Origin of the sequence: Xanthomonas sp. NCPPB 2586 (assembly GCF_041475775.2) — a bacterium.
Lineage (GTDB): Bacteria > Pseudomonadota > Gammaproteobacteria > Xanthomonadales > Xanthomonadaceae > Xanthomonas > Xanthomonas campestris.
This window is the reverse complement of the sequence record NZ_CM192981.1, coordinates 4,851,127-4,868,760: the sequence shown is the minus strand read 5'-3', so window position 1 is coordinate 4,868,760 and position 17,634 is coordinate 4,851,127. Positions and strand designations below refer to the sequence as shown.

The 17,634-nt window shown below is 62.8% G+C and carries 12 protein-coding genes; 5 read left to right on the top strand and 7 right to left on the bottom strand.

Features of this window, described 5'->3' with window-relative positions:
* Nucleotides 1-113: 113 nt before the first annotated feature.
* From ACCQ09_RS21365 to ACCQ09_RS21355, 3 genes are all read right to left on the bottom strand, one after another.
* Complete coding sequence (locus tag ACCQ09_RS21365; protein WP_080640191.1) at nt 114-1,922, bottom strand: XVIPCD domain-containing protein; 1,809 nt, start codon at nt 1,920-1,922, stop codon at nt 114-116.
* Between the two features lie 5 nt (nt 1,923-1,927).
* Nucleotides 1,928-2,548: a hypothetical protein gene (locus ACCQ09_RS21360; RefSeq protein WP_228428088.1), complete on the bottom strand. Its 621-nt coding sequence runs from the start codon at nt 2,546-2,548 to the stop codon at nt 1,928-1,930.
* Nucleotides 2,549-2,721: 173 nt separating this feature from the next.
* Complete coding sequence (locus tag ACCQ09_RS21355; protein ID WP_040942114.1) at nt 2,722-2,976, bottom strand: XAC0095 family protein; 255 nt, start codon at nt 2,974-2,976, stop codon at nt 2,722-2,724.
* A gap of 520 nt (nt 2,977-3,496) precedes the next feature.
* On the opposite strand from ACCQ09_RS21355, the gene ACCQ09_RS21350 reads away from it, so the two are divergent.
* Nucleotides 3,497-3,850, top strand: a complete 354-nt coding sequence (locus tag ACCQ09_RS21350; RefSeq protein WP_040942113.1) for a ribonuclease E inhibitor RraB — start codon at nt 3,497-3,499, stop codon at nt 3,848-3,850.
* 59 nt (nt 3,851-3,909) lie between these two features.
* Here ACCQ09_RS21350 and ACCQ09_RS21345 read toward each other — a convergent pair whose 3' ends face one another.
* From ACCQ09_RS21345 to ACCQ09_RS21330, 4 genes are all read right to left on the bottom strand, one after another.
* Nucleotides 3,910-4,443 (bottom strand): lipocalin family protein, encoded by a 534-nt coding sequence (locus ACCQ09_RS21345; RefSeq protein ID WP_040942112.1) that lies wholly within the window; start codon nt 4,441-4,443, stop codon nt 3,910-3,912.
* A gap of 351 nt (nt 4,444-4,794) precedes the next feature.
* Complete coding sequence (locus ACCQ09_RS21340) at nt 4,795-5,829, bottom strand: glycoside hydrolase family 43 protein (protein WP_040942111.1); 1,035 nt, start codon at nt 5,827-5,829, stop codon at nt 4,795-4,797.
* Between the two features lie 35 nt (nt 5,830-5,864).
* Nucleotides 5,865-7,352: an MFS transporter gene (locus ACCQ09_RS21335; RefSeq protein WP_040942110.1), complete on the bottom strand. Its 1,488-nt coding sequence runs from the start codon at nt 7,350-7,352 to the stop codon at nt 5,865-5,867.
* Nucleotides 7,353-7,449: 97 nt separating this feature from the next.
* Nucleotides 7,450-10,392 (bottom strand): TonB-dependent receptor, encoded by a 2,943-nt coding sequence (locus ACCQ09_RS21330; protein ID WP_181921790.1) that lies wholly within the window; start codon nt 10,390-10,392, stop codon nt 7,450-7,452.
* A gap of 283 nt (nt 10,393-10,675) precedes the next feature.
* On the opposite strand from ACCQ09_RS21330, the gene ACCQ09_RS21325 reads away from it, so the two are divergent.
* From ACCQ09_RS21325 to galB, 4 genes are all read left to right on the top strand, one after another.
* Nucleotides 10,676-12,181 (top strand): MFS transporter, encoded by a 1,506-nt coding sequence (locus tag ACCQ09_RS21325; protein ID WP_080640189.1) that lies wholly within the window; start codon nt 10,676-10,678, stop codon nt 12,179-12,181.
* A 9-nt stretch (nt 12,182-12,190) separates the two neighbouring features.
* Nucleotides 12,191-13,183 carry an endo-1,4-beta-xylanase gene (locus ACCQ09_RS21320; protein ID WP_372386265.1) on the top strand — a complete coding sequence of 331 codons (993 nt, stop codon included), beginning with the start codon at nt 12,191-12,193 and terminating at the stop codon, nt 13,181-13,183.
* Between the two features lie 51 nt (nt 13,184-13,234).
* Nucleotides 13,235-14,650 carry a glucuronate isomerase gene (gene uxaC / locus ACCQ09_RS21315; protein WP_040942108.1) on the top strand — a complete coding sequence of 472 codons (1,416 nt, stop codon included), beginning with the start codon at nt 13,235-13,237 and terminating at the stop codon, nt 14,648-14,650.
* Between the two features lie 77 nt (nt 14,651-14,727).
* On the top strand, nt 14,728-17,619 hold the full coding sequence (galB, locus tag ACCQ09_RS21310) for a beta-galactosidase GalB (protein WP_323370238.1): 2,892 nt from the start codon (nt 14,728-14,730) through the stop codon (nt 17,617-17,619).
* Nucleotides 17,620-17,634: the final 15 nt, after the last annotated feature.

Sequence of the window (17,634 nt, the reverse complement as noted above, 5' to 3'; positions counted from 1 at the left end):
CAAAGCGGACTGAGGCTCAAGAGTGTGAGCAAGCAGGAATTCAGAAATAATTTGGCAGCTATTTACTTGGTAGATTCCATTTCAAAGTGTGGCATCTAGCTACCGATGGTTTTTCACATCGACCGAGCTTGTGTTGATTGTGTCTGCACATTCTCTTGTTGTTGAGCCTGTATGGCTTCCTGCGCCTTTGTTTGCTGGATTACTTCCACCTGTGCCATACGCTGATCCGCAGGAACAGAAAGCGCTTCCTGTGTAGTCATATGCGCTCGATGTGCAGCCGGATCGGGGGACTGGTGGCCCTCTCGCCACATGTGCAGGATTTCGCCGCCCGCCATCTTTTCCGTTGGTGAATTGAACGCAAATTTCAGATCGTCTTTTGCTGTAAAGCCCTTTTCTGCAGCCATCAGCATCAAACTTGCGCTCAGCCGGTCGCTATTCTCATCCCACGATTTCCCCGCTTGTTGGTCAAGGCTGCGAACGCCACTACGGATCTTCTCCAGCAACTCACTGTCTGGTTGCCCTGTCTTGCCGGGTACGTTGAGTGCTGGCTGTTGAGGATCGATGTCGGGAGTCGGGCTGATGTGCTGGTGCGATCCTTTTGTATGTTGCAACAGCCCGCGGGTTGGCGGATTGCTGCCAGTGTCCCAATAGATCTGCGGTGTGGCGGTGGTGCCTGGGGGCAGCGTAATTCCGTTATGTTCTAAAAGCTCTTCTTTGAAGCGCAGGCGTTGCATATCAAGCTGCATTTGCGGGGCAACCCCACCCACTGGATGCGCATAGGCCCTGTCGAATGCAATCGCACGGCTGACAGCGCCGGCTCCATAGTAGTTGGGGTAGTCCGAGTCGCCGTGGAATCCAATGCCTGTCGTCTGATTTTGCGGAAGTCCTGGCGTGCCTTTGGGTTGTTTGTCGAAGTAGTAGGTCGCTTGTGCAGACAGATTCTGAGGCGTCATGGGCATTGAGCCGTCCTGATTGAACGTAATCCCTTGCCGCGCTTGTGTCTGCGTCCTGTTGTTCGGATTGGCCTCAACAAAGTCATCCAAACGGCCGTTTCCAAGCCGTCTCATTGCATTCAAATCGACGGCTGGGTTGATTTGTCGCTCCCGATCAATCAATGCGTTCCAACCTGAAATCTGAGCCTTGGCCTCATCGTCGCGCGCATTTTTAACTAGATTCTCCACGGGGAGCGTGTAATCGTTGACCGGATTATTGTCTTTTGCAATCGCTTTCACCGCGGAATCAAATTGTTTGTATGAGTTGGTCATGCTTACTTGATTGAAGGCATGCTGCGTCTCATGACCAAGAACAAATGTTAGATCAGTAGCGTTGAATTTATTGAATTGACTCTGGGTTTGCCCGACCGTAGCTGGTGGAATGCTCATGGTTTTGCTGATAGGGTTGAACGTCCCACCTGCAATCGTGCCGCTGAGAGGAGCGAAATTTTCCAGCAGCATGCGTTTTTGGGGGTCGCTACTGTCAATGGTCGTAACAGCTCGCTTCATCTCGTTCGCCAGCGTCGGCGAACTGTTGATTGTCGCCTGCAGGTTGGTGACCATATCTTGCGTTACAGGCTGGCTTTGTTGGTTTGCATCTATGTACGAACTATTTGCGAAACGCATACCCATCTCTTGCAGCCGGAGCGAACCGCGCAAGCTCGCCGTCGGTGTGGATCCTGGATCAAGCGCCGGGAGGGTGACGATTCCGGATGCCTTGTCGTAGGAGCCCGTCAGCGGTTCGGAGCCGCCAACGCCTGGTAAGAATCCTTTCAGATGGCCGCTGGCTGCTTCTTGATTGAGTCTCTGTGTAAGGTCCGGATCGGACGCAATCGTCGAGCGTAACTGCGCTTCTTGATCGGGGGTGACATCTGACCGACCCGCGAACTGCGCCAATATGGACTGCAATTGAGTGTTGGCGTTTGCCATTATCGTTACTCCTCAAACTTGTGCAGACTTATCGACTTGACACAGTTTTCTCTTGATTTTCTTTGGGGGTCTACGGAGACAGGGTGCCATGGATTGATCTGGGCACGTATATTCTTACGTAAGTATTGAAAAGACAGGACCCGCCCAAACTCATTGTAAGACCAATATCCTATTTCAGTTTTGAATCCAGCGTCTTTCAAGGCCTTGTCGTATTTCTCAAAGACTAGCTCGCAAGGAGGAACGGTTGAAGGAGGAATGCTGCTCGGCGGTAAAAGTTCCAGAGTGACATTCGAATACTCCGAAAATTTCTCGTCGAAGTTGTAAGTGGTGGTATATTTTGAATAAGGAGAGGATTGATCGAGCACATAGAACCCAGAGTTTTCACCTGCATTCCTGGTGAAGGGAACTTCTAGATACCTTTCAAGAACCAATGGCGACAGCTCGTCGAAATTTTCGACATCTCTTATCAAGGATAAGAAGCGATCCATCAGGACTTGGGGTGTCAGCTCAGTGTGTGTTGTCATCTTTGTTCCTCGAGGTTCTTCAGCCTTCGGTTTGGCAGTTGCACAAGAAGTTGCCAAGCAGATGAGCACTACGACTACCACTAGATTTGCTTTAAATTTCATTCCGCATGCTCCCTTCATTTGCCAAGTGCATCGCTGAAAAATTCCCTTGAAAGACGATGTTCAGTGGCTTGGCACTTTTCTCTGTCAGATTTCTTATAGCTCGTAAAAGCAACAATAGGTAGCCGAGATCGGGACCAAAGCGATTGCCCATGTTGATTCAAGTCATGTGCATGCTATGACGAAGCACGTCGCTCTGTCATTTCGTCAGGCACCTTGGTCTGCATCAGCACATCATCCAATTGCTCAGCTAACAGATCGAAGCAAAACGCCAAAGCATCGATCGGTACGGGAGTCTCGTTGATGCCTGAGGTCGGCATGCAACGGGGACGTGCCAACACTGAGAGGAAGCGTAGATGATCGCGCGTTTGCACCAACCGAAGCTGCGCGTCTTCCGGCAGCAGGTAATACCCGAACAGAGACTGCTCCATGCTCACTCCTCCGGAACAGGCTCCCGCCGCACGATGCGGCGGGATGCCGGGAGGTTAGCAACCGCAAACAGACGGCGGGCTTATTTCCCTTGCGGGTGTTGTATTCGCCGCCCTCCCGACGTGAAGACGCCGAGCATGTGCCCGAACATCAGGCACAAAAAACCACCGCTTTACGGGGGTGGGCGCCGCTGTTTGTGGAGTTGCTACGCTCCGTGCAGGAGTGTGCTACCGATGCATGGAGGAGTCAAGATGCAGGCCCGGAATCCTCGTGCTCTTTGGATTATCAATGTCGTGTCGCAAAGATATATTTATTAATATACAGAAATTTCAGATCGGAGGTATAATTGGGGGATCGAATACGCTAGCTGACAAAGCGGAAATGACGTAATTCTAAAAAGAATCGTGGGCTCGAAAAGAATTATCACACGATTCGATTTCAGGCCGCAGTTAATGACAGGCTTCACAAGCCAGGCGCTAGAATTCTTCCTCTGCCAACCGGCCGCCAAAGACCGAAGCTCACATGCAACGACATCCGGACCTGTATCCCAACGACGATAACGGCGACACCCTCTGGCACATCGCCCAGCAAGGGGTGGATCTTTCCAAGCCTCGGGAGATTGCGTTTTCCGTGGTGTTCCCGACGAAAGAATCGGCATTGGAATTTTCCGTGACGCTGCTGCGCTTCGAGCAAAAGGTGCGTTGCTGCCACTATCCGGAAAACACCGCGTTTCCGATGGATGTGACGGTGTATCCGACCATGGTGCCGTCGCACAAGGCGATTTCGGCATTCGAGGAGGAGCTGGCCGTGGAGGCCAAGCCCCTGGGTGGCTTGAATGACGGCTGGGAGTTTTCCGTGGATGACAAGGACGCTTGACGCAGCCCGCGTGCGAGAGCCGGCGATGCAGTCACTGCATCGCTAAGCTGGTTGCACTCTTACCGCTGTGACTGCGGTACTCGGCGCAGCTTTGACACGTCATAGCCCATGGCGGCGATACGTTGGACAGCCTGCTGATAGTCGGCATCGGACACCTGCGGGGTACGCGCCATGTACCAGACGTAATCGCGCTTGCTGCGCGCCACGATGGTCTGCGCGTAGGCCGCATCCCGCCAGGCGATCACGTATTCGGCCTTGAATGGCCAGAAGAACTGCATGCTCCACAGCGCACCATTGCCTTCCTTCGCCACCTGGCCGATCGGATGCATGGACTTGAGCGGCGCCTGGAAGCTGCCCTTGCGGTAGGTGAAGGTGGTCTGGATGCGGCCGTCCGGCCGCAGCGCATAGCGCTCCACGGCATCGTAGGCCTTGCGCTCGGGCCGGGTGGGAATATGCGCGATGACGTACCAGTCGCCCATGAAGCGCGGCACGTCAACGCTGTCTGCGCGGGGCAATGCGGGACGCGGCTCGCTGCCGCTTGCACTCCCGCAGACTGCGAGTGTCAGTAAGAACAGCATCGAACCCTGCCGCATGGCAACCTCACCCAAGAGAAATACGTTCCTAGGCCTACGTAGCAACGATGCGTCTGGATGCACCTTGTGCAGGGCATCACTTACCGAGATGCGACGAGCTCTAGCGTGTTGACTGGGCGCTACCGTGCAGGTTGCTCAGCGCTGCGTTGAGAACGCTAGCGCGCATCGAGATTGCGTGTGAGTCAGCAATATAGTGAACCTCAAGTTCGTGCCTGCCCGATCAAGAGCCAGTCGCCACACAGACGTTCAAGCGATGCGCAGGTTCACCCAAGCGAGCAGTGCCCGTGTATGTCACGAGCAAGCAAATGACCGGTTCCTGGACATCCCAACCAGCAACACTCCACCAGCATGTCACCAAGGCGACACGGCCGTTTCTCCATACGGATAAATGCGCGCGATCTTCCCATCTGCAGTGTGCTCCAGCGGCGTCATCTTGATGCTGCGCAGATGCGTCTGGCCGCCCGACAACACAGCGTCGTGATAGAACAGATACCACTGGCCTTCGAACGCGCAGATGGAGTGGTGCGTGGTCCAGCCGACCACCGGGTCGAGCAGCACGCCCTGGTAGACGAACGGGCCGTACGGGGAGTCGCTGGTGGCGTAGCAGATCAGGTGGGTGTCGCCGGTGGAATACGACAGGTAGTAGCGGCCGGCGTGGTGGTGGACCCAGGGGCCTTCGAAGAAACGGCGGGCGTGATCGCCGGCGCGTAGCGGGGCGCCGTGTTCGTCGAAGATGACGATCTCGCGGGTGGGTTCTGCCAGTTGCGTCATGTCCTCGCGCAGGCGTGCGACGCGCGGGCCGAGTGCGGGCGCATCGTCGGCCGGTTCCTGATGGGTCTGCGCGTAGACATTGTCGCGGTAGTGCTGCAGCTGGCCGCCCCAGATGCCGCCGAAATACAGGTAATGCGCGCCGTCGTCGTCAGCGAAGATGGCCGGGTCAATCGAGTAGGTGCCGGCGATGGGCTCGGGTTCGGCCACGAACGGGCCTTGTGGTCCATCGCCGACCGCCACGCCAATCTGAAAGATGCCGTCGGCCCGTTTTGCCGGGAAATACAGGTAGGTCCTGCCATCGCGTTGCGCGGCATCCGGTGCCCACATCTGGCGCTGTGCCCACGGCACATCGCGCACGTGCAGCACCTGGCCCAGGTCTTCCACCGCCGCATCAGGATGCGCCATGCGGAACACGTGGTAGTCGGCCATGTCGAAGTGCGAGCCATCGTCGCTGAAGGCGACACCGGCATCGATATCGTGCGAGGGATAGATGTACAGCGCGCCGTCGAACACGTGCGCGGACGGGTCGGCGGTGTAGACGTGGCTGACCAGCGGTGCGGAAATGGCGGTGCGCGCCAGGGCCTGCAGTGCGGCGGCTTCCAGTTCATTGGACATGCGCGTACCTGTGCATGAGAGGGAGGGGAGGGGTGTCAGCCGGCGGCCAGCGGCGCGGCCTGGCGGCGCGTGCCAAGCTCGTGTTCGATGCGGGTTTCCAGCGCCTTGTCGATCTCGTACAGCGCCAGCAGCGCGGTGCCGAGCAGGAACGGAATGGACGCATACACGCTGATGGCCAGGCGGATGCCGCCGGTGACCGCGGCGCTCTGTTGCGGGATTGCCGCGTCATAGCCGTAGAACGCCAGGATGCCGGCGACCAGGGCGCCGCCCACGCTCAGCCCGATCTTCAGGCCGCACAACATGGCCGAGAAGATGATGGCGGTGGCACGCCGGTGGTTCTTCCATTCCGAGTAGTCGGCCACGTCGGCGATCATCGCCCACAGCAGCGGGATGGTGATGCCGTAGAAAAAGCCGTGCAGCATGTAGGAGACGAACACCCAGCCGATCGCCGTGGGCGAGTAAACGTAGAACGCCAGCAGGAACAGGGTGGACATCAGCAGCGCGCCACCGAACACATTGCGCTTGCCGTAGCGGTCCGCCAGGCGCTTGGAAAAACCAATTCCCACGATCATCGCCAGGATGCCGCCGGCACTGAACACGCTGAAGGCCGAGGTGGGCGGATCCTGCGGCCACTGCAGCGCGCTCATGCCGGCACCGGTGAGCACGCTGTTGATGGCGCCGATGAAGCGGTTGAAGCCGCCGTTGTCCAGGAACTGCGCCAAGGCGCCGGCGTCCAGGTAGTACTTGAAATAGTAGATGTACATCCCGCCTTTCATGGCGAGATTGATGAACACCAGGATGGTCAGCGCCAGCATCACCAGCCACGGCTTGTTGCGTACCAGATCGGTGAGATCCTGGCGCACGCTGGTGCGCTGTTCGGTGATCGGCAGCACGCGCTCGCGGGTGGTGAAAAAGGTGATCAAAAAGCACAGCGTGCCGATCGCGGCGAACAACGCCATGGTGTTGCGAAAGCCCTGCGCCTTGTCGCCATTGCCCAGGATCAGCACCAGCGGCAGCAACAGCACCTGGATGATGAACTGCGCGAAGGTCACCGCCAGAAAGCGATACGCCGACAAACTATTGCGTTGCTCCATGCTGCCGGTGAGCACGCCACTCAAGGCCGAATACGGCAGGTTGTTGGCCACGTACACCAGCATCAACAGCGTGTAGGTGGCGAAGGCGTAGATGAGCTTGCCGTGCTCGCCCAGTGCCGGGGTGTTGAACGCGGCCAACGAGAGCGCGCCGAACGGCAGTGCCGTCCACAGGATCCACGGGCGGAACTTGCCCCAGCGCGTGCGCGTGCGATCGGCCAGGATGCCGATGATGGGCGTGAACACAAATGCGCCCAGCAGGCCGACCACGAAGATCAGCGTGGCGGCCGCGCTTGCGGGAATGCGGAAGACATCGGTGTAGAAAAACGCGAGGAAGGTGACCAGGGTCTGGAAGATCAGATTGGCCGCCAGGTCGCCCAGGCTGTAGCCGATCTTTTCGTGCAAGGACAGCTGCTGTGACCGATCATTCATGAGGTGGGGCAGGCTCGAGGAGTGCTGCGGAAACGCCGCGGCGCGCAGTGCGCCACCGGTCGCGGTTGGGAGGACCCGCGACCGGTGACGGCAACACTCAGAAGGTACCGCGGATGCCGAGCATCACCGTGCGCCCCGGCTGGTACAGGTCATAGGTGGCGTTGGGCCAGGCGTAGGTGGTGCGCAGCGGTTCGTCGGTGAGGTTGGTCACGTTGAGCGTGATCTGCGGCTTGGAGGGCAGCCAATCCAGTGCGTAGCTCGCCGACAGATCCAGCTGGCCGCGTGCGTCGGCGTTGAGGCGTGCATACGGGATGCCGTTCTGGTTGGCGCCGGAGATCACCATGTCGTCGTTCCAGGTGTAAGACAGGCGCACCGAGGCGGCGTTCTTTTCCCAGTACACGGTGCCGTTCCACAGGTTGGGCGCCACTCCCACTGCCACGGCGGGCACGCCTTCGCCTTCGGAGGACTGGGTGACGTGGGTGTAGTTCACGCTGAAGCCCAGGCCGTCGACCAGCTTGTCCAGCGGCTGCACCCAGATCGCTTCGGTGCCGCGGATGTTGAGCACGCCATCGGCGTTGACCTGGGTCTGCACGTCCACGGTGGCCGCATTCGGGCCGCCGCGCTGGTCCAGGCCGGCTTGCTGGATCGGCAGCAGGCTCTCGTACGGCACGCCCAGATCATTGAACGGGATGCGCCGCACGCCGTTGACGGTGAAGCCGCTGATGCGCTTGTTGAACAGGGTCAGGCCCACATAGCCTTCGCCGCCGGTGTACCACTCGCCGCCGAAGTCGACGTTGGTGGACAGGTACGGTGCCAGGTTGGGATTGCCTTGCGTCGCGGTCTGCGCGGAGGGGTCGCTGAAGTTGGTGTTGGGCAACATCGCGCTGGGGTCGGGACGGGTGAGCGTGCGCGAGCTGGACAGGCGCATGACCACGTTGTCGGCCACATCCCAGGCGACGTTGAACGAAGGCAGGGTTTCCTTGTAGTCCGAATCCAGCACCTGCACCTGGCGGATGCCGTTGATGGTGACCGGGCCGGTGATGGTCTGGTCGGTGGTCACGTAGCGCACGCCGGCATTCAGGCGCAGCGTGCGGTTCCACACTTCGGTTTCGGCGTTGGTTTCGATGTAGAAACCCAGGTTCTTTTCGCGGATGCCGCCGGCCGAGGCGCCGGTGTTGGCGGAGTTGGTTTCCGGTGCGGAATCGCGCAACGCGTAGTAGTTGGTATCGCCCAGGAAGCGATTAAAGTCGGCGGTGATGAACCCGCCCGGGCCGGGCCGCAAATAGCTGGACAGGGCCGCGTTGGGGATCGCCGAACCCGGCCCGCCATTGCACACGTTGCCGCCGCCGCCACGGCAGATCACCTGTTCCCACGCGGTGCTGTTGTCGAAGCCGCGGATGGTGCGCTCGGCCTGGTCGTAGGAGGTGCCGATCTTGATGTTGCGCTTGTCTTCGCCAAACTGCAGGTCGGCACGTGCGCCGCGTGTCTGGGTGACGCGCTTTTCGTTTTGGATGTTGACGCGGCCACCGGCCCAACCCCAACCCAGGTTGGGGTCGTTGAGGTCCAGCGGGCTGCTGATCGACGGGCGGTCGCCGCCCTCGTTGCGGTAGTCCACGGTGGTGAACGGCGAGGTGACCAGGATGCTGGGCGACTCGCGCTCCAGCCAGCTGCGCGTGGCATTGGCCTGCACGTTGAGCTTGATGTCCTGGTTCTCGCCGAACAGCAACTCTGCGCCCGGATTGACGCTCCAGAATTCGACCTCTTCGCGGTATGGGCGCGCTTCCAGGAAGTACTGCGCGTTGGCAAAGGTGGCGCTGGTGACCACATTGTTCTGATCCAGCTGCATGCCGAGCGGGATCATGTTGCCGTTGCGGCCGATCAAATTCATGCTGATCCGCTCGGTGGTGCGCTTGGCTTCCGAATACAGCGTGTCCAGGTAGAAATGCATGCTGTCGGACGGGCGCCATTCCAGCGACATCACCGAGGCATCGCGGTCGCGATCGCCCGTCATGTAGACGCTGCGGCCCAGGCGCGGAATCAATGCATCGCTGATCTGGTCGATGCTCAGGCCCGGGTTGCGCGCCAGCAGCCAGGCCGCATCGATGGTTTCGCCCGTGGTGAGACCGCTGCCGGCGGTGGCCGGCACGCGGTCGGGAATGCGCCAGTTGCCGCCGCCGTTGACGTTGCAGGCGGTGGGTTGGTTGGTTGCCGGCGTGCCGGCGGGCGGGGTGAGCCCGCACTGGGTGTAGGTGAGGCCGGGATTGGTCCAGCCCACGCTCTCAAAGCCCTCCACGCCCAGTTTGCTGCGCACCGAGGCCACGCCGAACAGCGCGCCGAAGGTGCCTTGCTCGTTGGTCCAGCTGCCCATCACCGCGCCGCGCGGGGTGGTCTTTTCGCTGGTGCTGTTCCAGTCTGCCTGCGCCTGGTAGGTGAAATGCACGCCCGGGCGATCGAACGGGCGCGCGCTGCGCATGTCCACCACACCGGAGACGCCGCCCTCGAGCATGCTGGCGGTGGGCGTCTTGCTCACGGTGAGCTGGGTGAAAAACTCGGTGGGGAACAGGTTGAGGTCGACCTCGCGGTTCTGGTTCTGCGCGTTCAGGCCGATCGAGGCAGTGGCGATGCTGGCGCCGTTGAGCGTGGTCTTGGTGAAGCTGGTGCCCAGGCCGCGGATGGCGATGTTGAGGCCTTCGCCATTGACGTCGCGCGAGAGCTGTACGCCGGGGATGCGGTTGAGCGACTCGGCGATATTCATGTCCGGGAACTTGCCGATGTCTTCGGCAAACACGGTGTCGGCAAAGCCGACCGAATCGCGCTTGGCATCGGTGGAAAACTGGATGCTGCGCCGGTACCCGGAGACGGTGACGGTATCGAGCTGGGTGACGGCATCGCCGCTACCGGCGGTGGTGGGCGGCGTCTGTGCGGTCGTGGCCGCAGCGCCTGCATCGGTGGATTGCGCAAAGGCGCAGGTGCTGGCCATGCCCAGCAAGGCGGTACTCAATGCGCAGGACAACGTGGTACGTGCATAACTGTTCTTCACCGTAATCCCTTCCCTATCAGGTGAGCAGATGTCCCACGCATCGCCCCTGCGCAGGGAGTGCCGGCACCGGCGGATGCGGGGCGGCGATGAAGCGGCGGAGCAACAGGCGACTGGTGGCGCCGGATGTTAGCGCTACCAAATCGCAGACATCACGCTGCAGGGCAGCATAGATTGGCAGGCATAGCGGAGGCGGCTGTATGGCAGGCAGGTGCGTGGTGTCGCATCACCGCAGTGCGCATTGGCGTGCTGCACTGCGTAATGGATTCTGCCGATGCGCATGGTAATGGTAGCGCTATCACCCGTGGCGCAATGCCACCCTCGTGCAGGTGCAGTGGTCGATGAATCGAACCGAAGAACACACGGCCACCGCGCCACGTTCACCGCGTTGCCGCGTTGCGCACAGGGGCAACGCGTACAGGGCATTGGCGGATTGCCGTTGCGCGCTGCCGCCGCGGTGCACGTTGTGAGCGAGTTGCCGGTGAACGCTGCAGCGACCGGGCCGCTGGCGCGGCTGGGCCGGATGCGCTGGCGTGTATGCGCGCTGTTGCTGGCGGCCACCACCATCAATTATGTCGACCGCCAGGTGCTGGGCGTGCTGGCGCCGTTTTTGCAGACGCAGATTGGCTGGAACGAAATCCAGTACGGCTACATCGTCACCGCCTTCCAGGCCGCGTATGCCCTCGGCTTGCTATGCAGCGGCGCGGTGATCGACCGCTTCGGCACGCGCGCAGGCTATGCCTTGGCCATCGGCATCTGGAGCCTGGCCGCGATGGGGCATGCGCTGGCCACCACCGTGGTGGGCTTTGCGATTGCGCGGTTTTTCCTGGGGCTGGGCGAATCGGGCAATTTCCCGGCGGCGATCAAGACCGTGGCCGAATGGTTCCCGCGCCGCGAGCGCGCGCTGGCCACCGGCATCTTCAATTCCGGCTCCAACATCGGCGCCATTGTCGCGCCCTTGCTGGTGCCGGTGATCGCCACCGCCTGGGGCTGGCAGGCCGCGTTCTTGTTCACCGGTGTGCTCAGTGCCACCTGGCTGGTGGTGTGGTGGTGCAGCTACCACCCACCCGAGCAGCAGCCGGGGCTGACGGCGGCCGAGCTTGCGCATATCCGCAGCGATGCGCACGAGCCGGTGCGGCGCCGGTTGTCGTGGCTGCAGGTGATGCGGCACCGGCAGGCCTGGGCATTTGTGCTGGGCAAGTTCATCACCGACCCGATCTGGTGGTTCTTTTTGTTCTGGCTGCCGAAATTCCTGCACGCCGAATACGGCCTGAGCCTGCTGCAACTGGGCGCGCCGTTGATTGTGATCTTCGTGCTGGCCGATATCGGCAGCATCGCCGGCGGCTGGGTGGCCGGGCGCTTCATTGCGCGCGGCTGGAGCGTCAACCGCGCGCGCAAGACCGCGATGCTGATCTGCGCGTTGTCGGTGGTGCCCATCGTGTTTGCCGCGCGTGCCGACAATCTCTGGGTGGCAGTCGGTTTGATCGGGCTGGCGACGGCCGCGCATCAGGGTTGGTCGGCGAACCTGTTCACGCTGCCCTCTGACATGTTTCCGCGCCATGCGGTGGCCACGGTGGTGGGCATCGGCGGCTTTGCCGGCGCGGTGGGCGGCATGTTGATCGCCACCTTCATCGGGTTCTTGCTGCAAGCCACCGGCAGCTACGTGCCGGTGTTCCTGATGGCGGGCTCGGCCTACCTGCTGGCGCTGGCCATCGTGCACCATCTGGTGCCGCGGCTGGAGCCGGCGCAGCTGCCCGCCGATGCACCCGCACCTCCCGCCACGCACCCCTGAGGGCCGACCATGTCCACGCATGCATGCGCACTGTTGTTGATGCTCACCGCTGGCCTGGCGCCAGCCGCGCAGGCCGCGCCGCTGGCGGCGGGTGCGTCCAAGTTCCTGGGCAGTGCCTATGGCCCGCAGCAGGCGCCGGGGTTTACCCAGTACTGGAACAAGCTCACGCCGGAAAATGCCGGCAAGTGGGGCAGTGTGGAGGCGGTGCGCGACCAGATGGACTGGAGCGGCCTGGATACCGCCTACAACTTCGCCAAGGCCAACGGCATGCCGTTCCAGATGCATGTGCTGGTGTGGGGCAACCAGCAGCCGGAATGGATCAAGCACCTGCCGCCGGCCGAGCAGCGCCGCGAGATCGAGCAATGGTTTGCCGCGGTGGCGCAGCGCTACCCGGATATCGACCTGCTGGAAGTGGTCAACGAGCCGCTGAACGACCCGCCCAGCAAGGACGATAACGGTGGCGGCAATTATCTGCAGGCGCTCGGCGGCGACGGTGCCAGCGGCTGGGAGTGGGTGCTGCAATCGTTCCGGCTGGCGCGCCAGCAGTTTCCACGCGCACGGTTGATGATCAACGACTACAGCATCACCAATAGCCCGCAGGCCACGCAGCGTTACCTGCAGATCGTGCAGCTGTTGCAGCGCGAGCAGCTGGTGGATGCGATTGGCGTGCAGGAGCACGCGTTCGAAACCACACCGAACGTGGCGATGTCGGTGCACCGCGCCAATCTCGACACGCTGGCCAGCACCGGCCTGCCGATCTACATCACCGAATTCGATCTGGATGGCCCAAGCGATGCGCAGCAGGTGGCCAGCTACCAGCGTGTGTTTCCGGTGTTCTGGGAGCACCCGGCGGTGGCCGGCATCACGCTGTGGGGCTATCGCCCCGGCTTGTGGCGCGACAAGGAAGCGGCTTATCTCATCCGCGCCGATGGCAGCGAGCGGCCGGCGCTGGCCTGGTTGCGCGACTACGTGGCCCAGCATCCTGGCGTGCGCGCACCGTGATGCGCTGCCGTGGCTGTACCGTTTTCCCCTGTTGTCCGGTGACCTGAGTCCATGCCCACACCCTTGATCCTGCACGACGACCGACTGCTGCCGGCAGACCCCGCCACGCGTGCCATCGCGCGCCGCCTGTATACGCAGACCGCGGCGTTGCCGATCATCAGCCCGCACGGCCATACCGACCCGGCCTGGTTTGCCACAGATGCCCCGTTCGCCAACGCGACCGAGCTGCTGCTGGTGCCCGATCACTACGTGTTTCGCATGCTGTACAGCCAGGGCATCGACCTGGATCAACTCGGCATTCCGCATGCCGATGGATCGCGTGCGCCGGTGGACCCGCGTGAGGCCTGGCGCGTGTTCGCCAGCCAGTTCGCGCTGTTGCGTGGCACGCCCTCGGCGTTGTGGCTCAACCACGTCTTCCATCAGGTGTTCGATCTGCGCATCCGCCTGGATGCCCGCAGCGCCGACCACTACTACGACCACATCACCGCCGCGCTGCAGACGCCGGCGTTCCGGCCGCGCGCGCTGTTCGAGCGCTTCAACATCGAGGTGATCGCCACCACCGAGTCGCCGCTGGACACACTGGAGCACCACGCCACCATTCGCGACAGCGGCTGGGGCGGGCGCGTGCTCACCGCCTACCGCCCGGATGCGGTGGTGGACCCAGAGCATGAGCAATTCGCCAGCGCGCTGCAGCAGTTTGGCGCGCTGACCGGCGAGGATGTCCTGCAGTGGCCCGGCTATCTGCGTGCGCATCGGCAGCGCCGCGCGTTCTTCGCTGCGGCCGGTGCCACCTCCACCGATCACGGCCATCCCAGTGCGGCCACCGCAGACCTTTCGCCCGCCGAGGCACAGCGCCTGTTCGACACGGTGGTGCGTGGTCAGGCCACGCCGGCGCAGGCAGAGTTGTTCCGCGCGCAGGTGCTTACCGAAATGGCGGCGATGAGCGTAGACGACGGTCTGGTGATGCAGCTGCATCCGGGCTGTTTCCGCAATCACAATCGGCAGTTGTTTGAGCGGTACGGGCGCGACAAGGGCGCCGACATCCCGATGCGCACCGACTACGTGCATGCGCTCAAGCCGCTGCTGGACCGGTTCGGCAACGACCCGCGCTTTCGCCTGATCGTGTTCACGCTGGACGAAACCAGCTACAGCCGCGAACTGGCGCCGCTGGCCGGGCATTACCCGGCGCTGCTGCTGGGCCCGGCGTGGTGGTTCCACGATGCGCCCGAAGGCATGTGGCGGTTTCGCGAGCAGACGCTGGCCAGTGCCGGCTTCTACAACACGGTGGGCTTCAACGACGACACCCGCGCATTTCTGTCCATTCCCGCACGCCACGATGTGGCGCGGCGCGTGGACAGTGCATTCCTTGCGAAGCTGGTGGCCGAGCATCGGCTGGACGAAGACGAGGCCATGGAGGTCGCGAGCGATCTGGCGAACCGCCTGCCCAAGCAGGCCTATAAATTGTGAGAGCGGGCAACCGCACTGCGTGCGCCCTGCGAGGACTGGCGCACTGCAGGCGGCCTGCACCTGAGGGGAGTGAGAGGATGACACCAGCCGTTATGCAGCAGCAGGCAACCACGGCCGCACAGCGCGTGAGCGAGTGCGGCGTAGGTGTGGCGATGACCGGTGCCATGCGCCTACGCGTTGTGCTGTATCGCCTCTGCAGGCGTGCACGCGATGGGCGCCCAGGCACTACGCAGCAGCCGCTGCAGCGCAGCCTGCGCGCTGGATGCATGGCGCTGATCTGCCTCTGCACTACCGCAGGTGTGGTCACAGCGGCGGAGCCAACCAACGCGCCGCGCGAACGGATCTCGCTCAACGCCGACTGGCGCTTCCAGCGTGGCGACCCGCCTGGCAATACCGTGCGGCTGGAGTACGACGTACGCCCGGAGGTGGTTCGCAGCGAAGACGGCAAGGTGGCCGATGCGCGGCCCGAGCAGGCGCAACACATCGACGCCGACGCGCGCGACGTGCTCAAACCGTGGATCCTGCCGACTGCCAATAGCTTGATCGCCGACCCCACGCAGCGGCATGTGCGCCCGCCCGGGCACCCGGGCAGTGCGGTGGCCTACGTGCAGCCCACGTTCGATGACAGCGCGTGGCAGCGCGTGGACCTGCCACACGATTGGGCAATCGCAGGGCCGTTCCTGGCCGATGGCCCGCATGGCGGCATGGGGCGATTGCCGAGCTGGGGCGTTGGCTGGTATCGCAAGGCGCTGCAGATTCCGGCCAGCGACCGCGGCCGCTCGCTGTTTCTCGATCTCGATGGCGCGATGTCCTACGCCACCGTCTGGCTCAACGGCAAGCTGGTGGGCGGCTGGCCGTACGGCTACACCAGCTGGCGCGTGGATCTCACGCCGTATGTGGTGCCGGGCGGGCACAACCAGCTCGCGATCCGGCTGGACAACCCGCCTGATTCGGCGCGTTGGTATCCCGGCGGTGGCCTGTATCGCAATGTCTGGTTGACCAAGACCGGCCCGCTCCGCGTTGCCCAGTGGGGCACGCAGCTGAGCACGCCGCAGGTGTCGGCCGAGCGCGCGCAGGTGCAGCTGGCGATGCAGCTGGACAATGCCGGTGCCGCCCCCGTGCAGGCGCAGGTGAGCACCGCGCTGTACGCGCTGGATGACGCCAGCGGCCTGCGCCGTGGCCCGGCGGTGGCGCAGATCGCCGCGGTGCAGGTACAGGTGGAGGCGGGTGGCAGTGCGCGCGTGCAGGGCAGTACGCAGATCGAGGCGCCACGGCGTTGGGGCCCACCACCGACACAGCAACCGCATCGCTATGTCGCGGTGACCGAGGTTAGCCAGGGTGGCCGCGTGGTCGATCGTGTCGAAACGCCGTTCGGCGTGCGCAGCTTGGTCTTCGACCCGGACAAGGGCTTAGTCATCAACGGCGAACACGTGCCCATCCGCGGGGTCAACAACCATCACGATCTGGGCGCGCTGGGGGCCGTGTTCAATGTGCGCGCCGCCGCGCGACAGCTGCAGTTACTGCAACAGATGGGCGCCAATGCCATCCGCATGAGCCACAACCCGCCCGCGCCGGAATTGCTGGAGCTCACCGACCGCATGGGCCTGCTGGTGGTGGACGAGGTGTTCGACAGCTGGGAAATGAAAAAGACCCCGCTGGATTTCCACCTGATCTTTCCGCAGTGGCACGAGCCGGATCTGCGCGCCATGCTGCGCCGCGACCGCAACCATCCCTCCATCATTTTGTGGAGCGTGGGCAACGAAGTGGGCGAGCAATACACCGGCGAAGCGGGCGCCGCAATCGCGCGCAGGCTGCACGCCATCGTGCACGCCGAAGACCCCACGCGCCCGGCGACGGCGGCAATGAACTACGCCTCGCCCGAGATGCCGCTGCCGGCGGCGCTGGATGTGATCAGCCTCAACTACCAGGGCGAAGGCATCCGCGATACGCCCGAGTTCGAAGGCACCGAGCGCATCCGCAAGCTGCCGCAATACCCGGCCTTCCATGCCAAATTCCCGCGCAAGGCCATCCTCAGCAGTGAGACGGCCTCGGCGCTGAGCAGCCGCGGCGTGTACCTGTTTCCGGTGAGTGCGCAGAGCAGCGCGCCGGTGCGCGATGGCCGCGGTGGCGATTCAGTGGCCCACCAGGTCAGCGCGTATGAACTGCACGCGGTGGATTTCGGCTCCAGTGCCGACAAGGTCTTTGCCGCGTTGGATCGGCATCCGTTCGTGGCCGGCGAGTTTGTGTGGACCGGCTTCGACTATCTCGGCGAGCCCACGCCGTACTACAGCTCACGCAGTTCCTATTCCGGCATTCTGGATCTGGCTGGCTTCTCCAAGGACCGCTACTGGCTGTACCAGGCGCGCTGGCGGCCGGAGCTGCCGATGGCGCACCTGCTGCCGCACTGGAGCTGGCCTGGGCGCGAGGGCCAGGTGACGCCGGTGCACGTGTTCACCTCCGGCGACGAGGCCGAGCTATTCGTCAACGGCGTCTCGCAAGGCCGCAAGCGCAAGGCACCGTTGCAGTACCGGCTGCGCTGGGATGCGGTGGTGTACCAACCAGGCGAGCTGCGCGTGCAGGCTTACAAAAATGGCAAGCCGTGGGCCAGCGACCGCGTGCAGACCGCCGGCCGCGCCACGCGCATGCAGCTCAGCGCCGACCGCAGCCGGATCCGTGGCGATGGCAAGGACCTGAGTTTCATCACCGTGCGCCTGCTCGATGCCGACGGGCGCCCTGCACCGACTGCAGGCGACCGCCTGCGGTTCCGCGTGGAAGGCGCAGGCGAACTGGTCGCCACCGACAACGGTGACCCGACCAACCTGGAGGCCTTCGTCCTGCCCGAGCGCAACGCCTTCAACGGTCTGTGCCTGGCGATCGTGCGCGCCAAGCCAGGCGCGCAGGGGCCGATCACCGTGCATGTGCAATCCGACACGCTGCAATCCGCCAGCGTGCAGGTGCGGGCAGAATGAGCGTGGTGTTGCCAT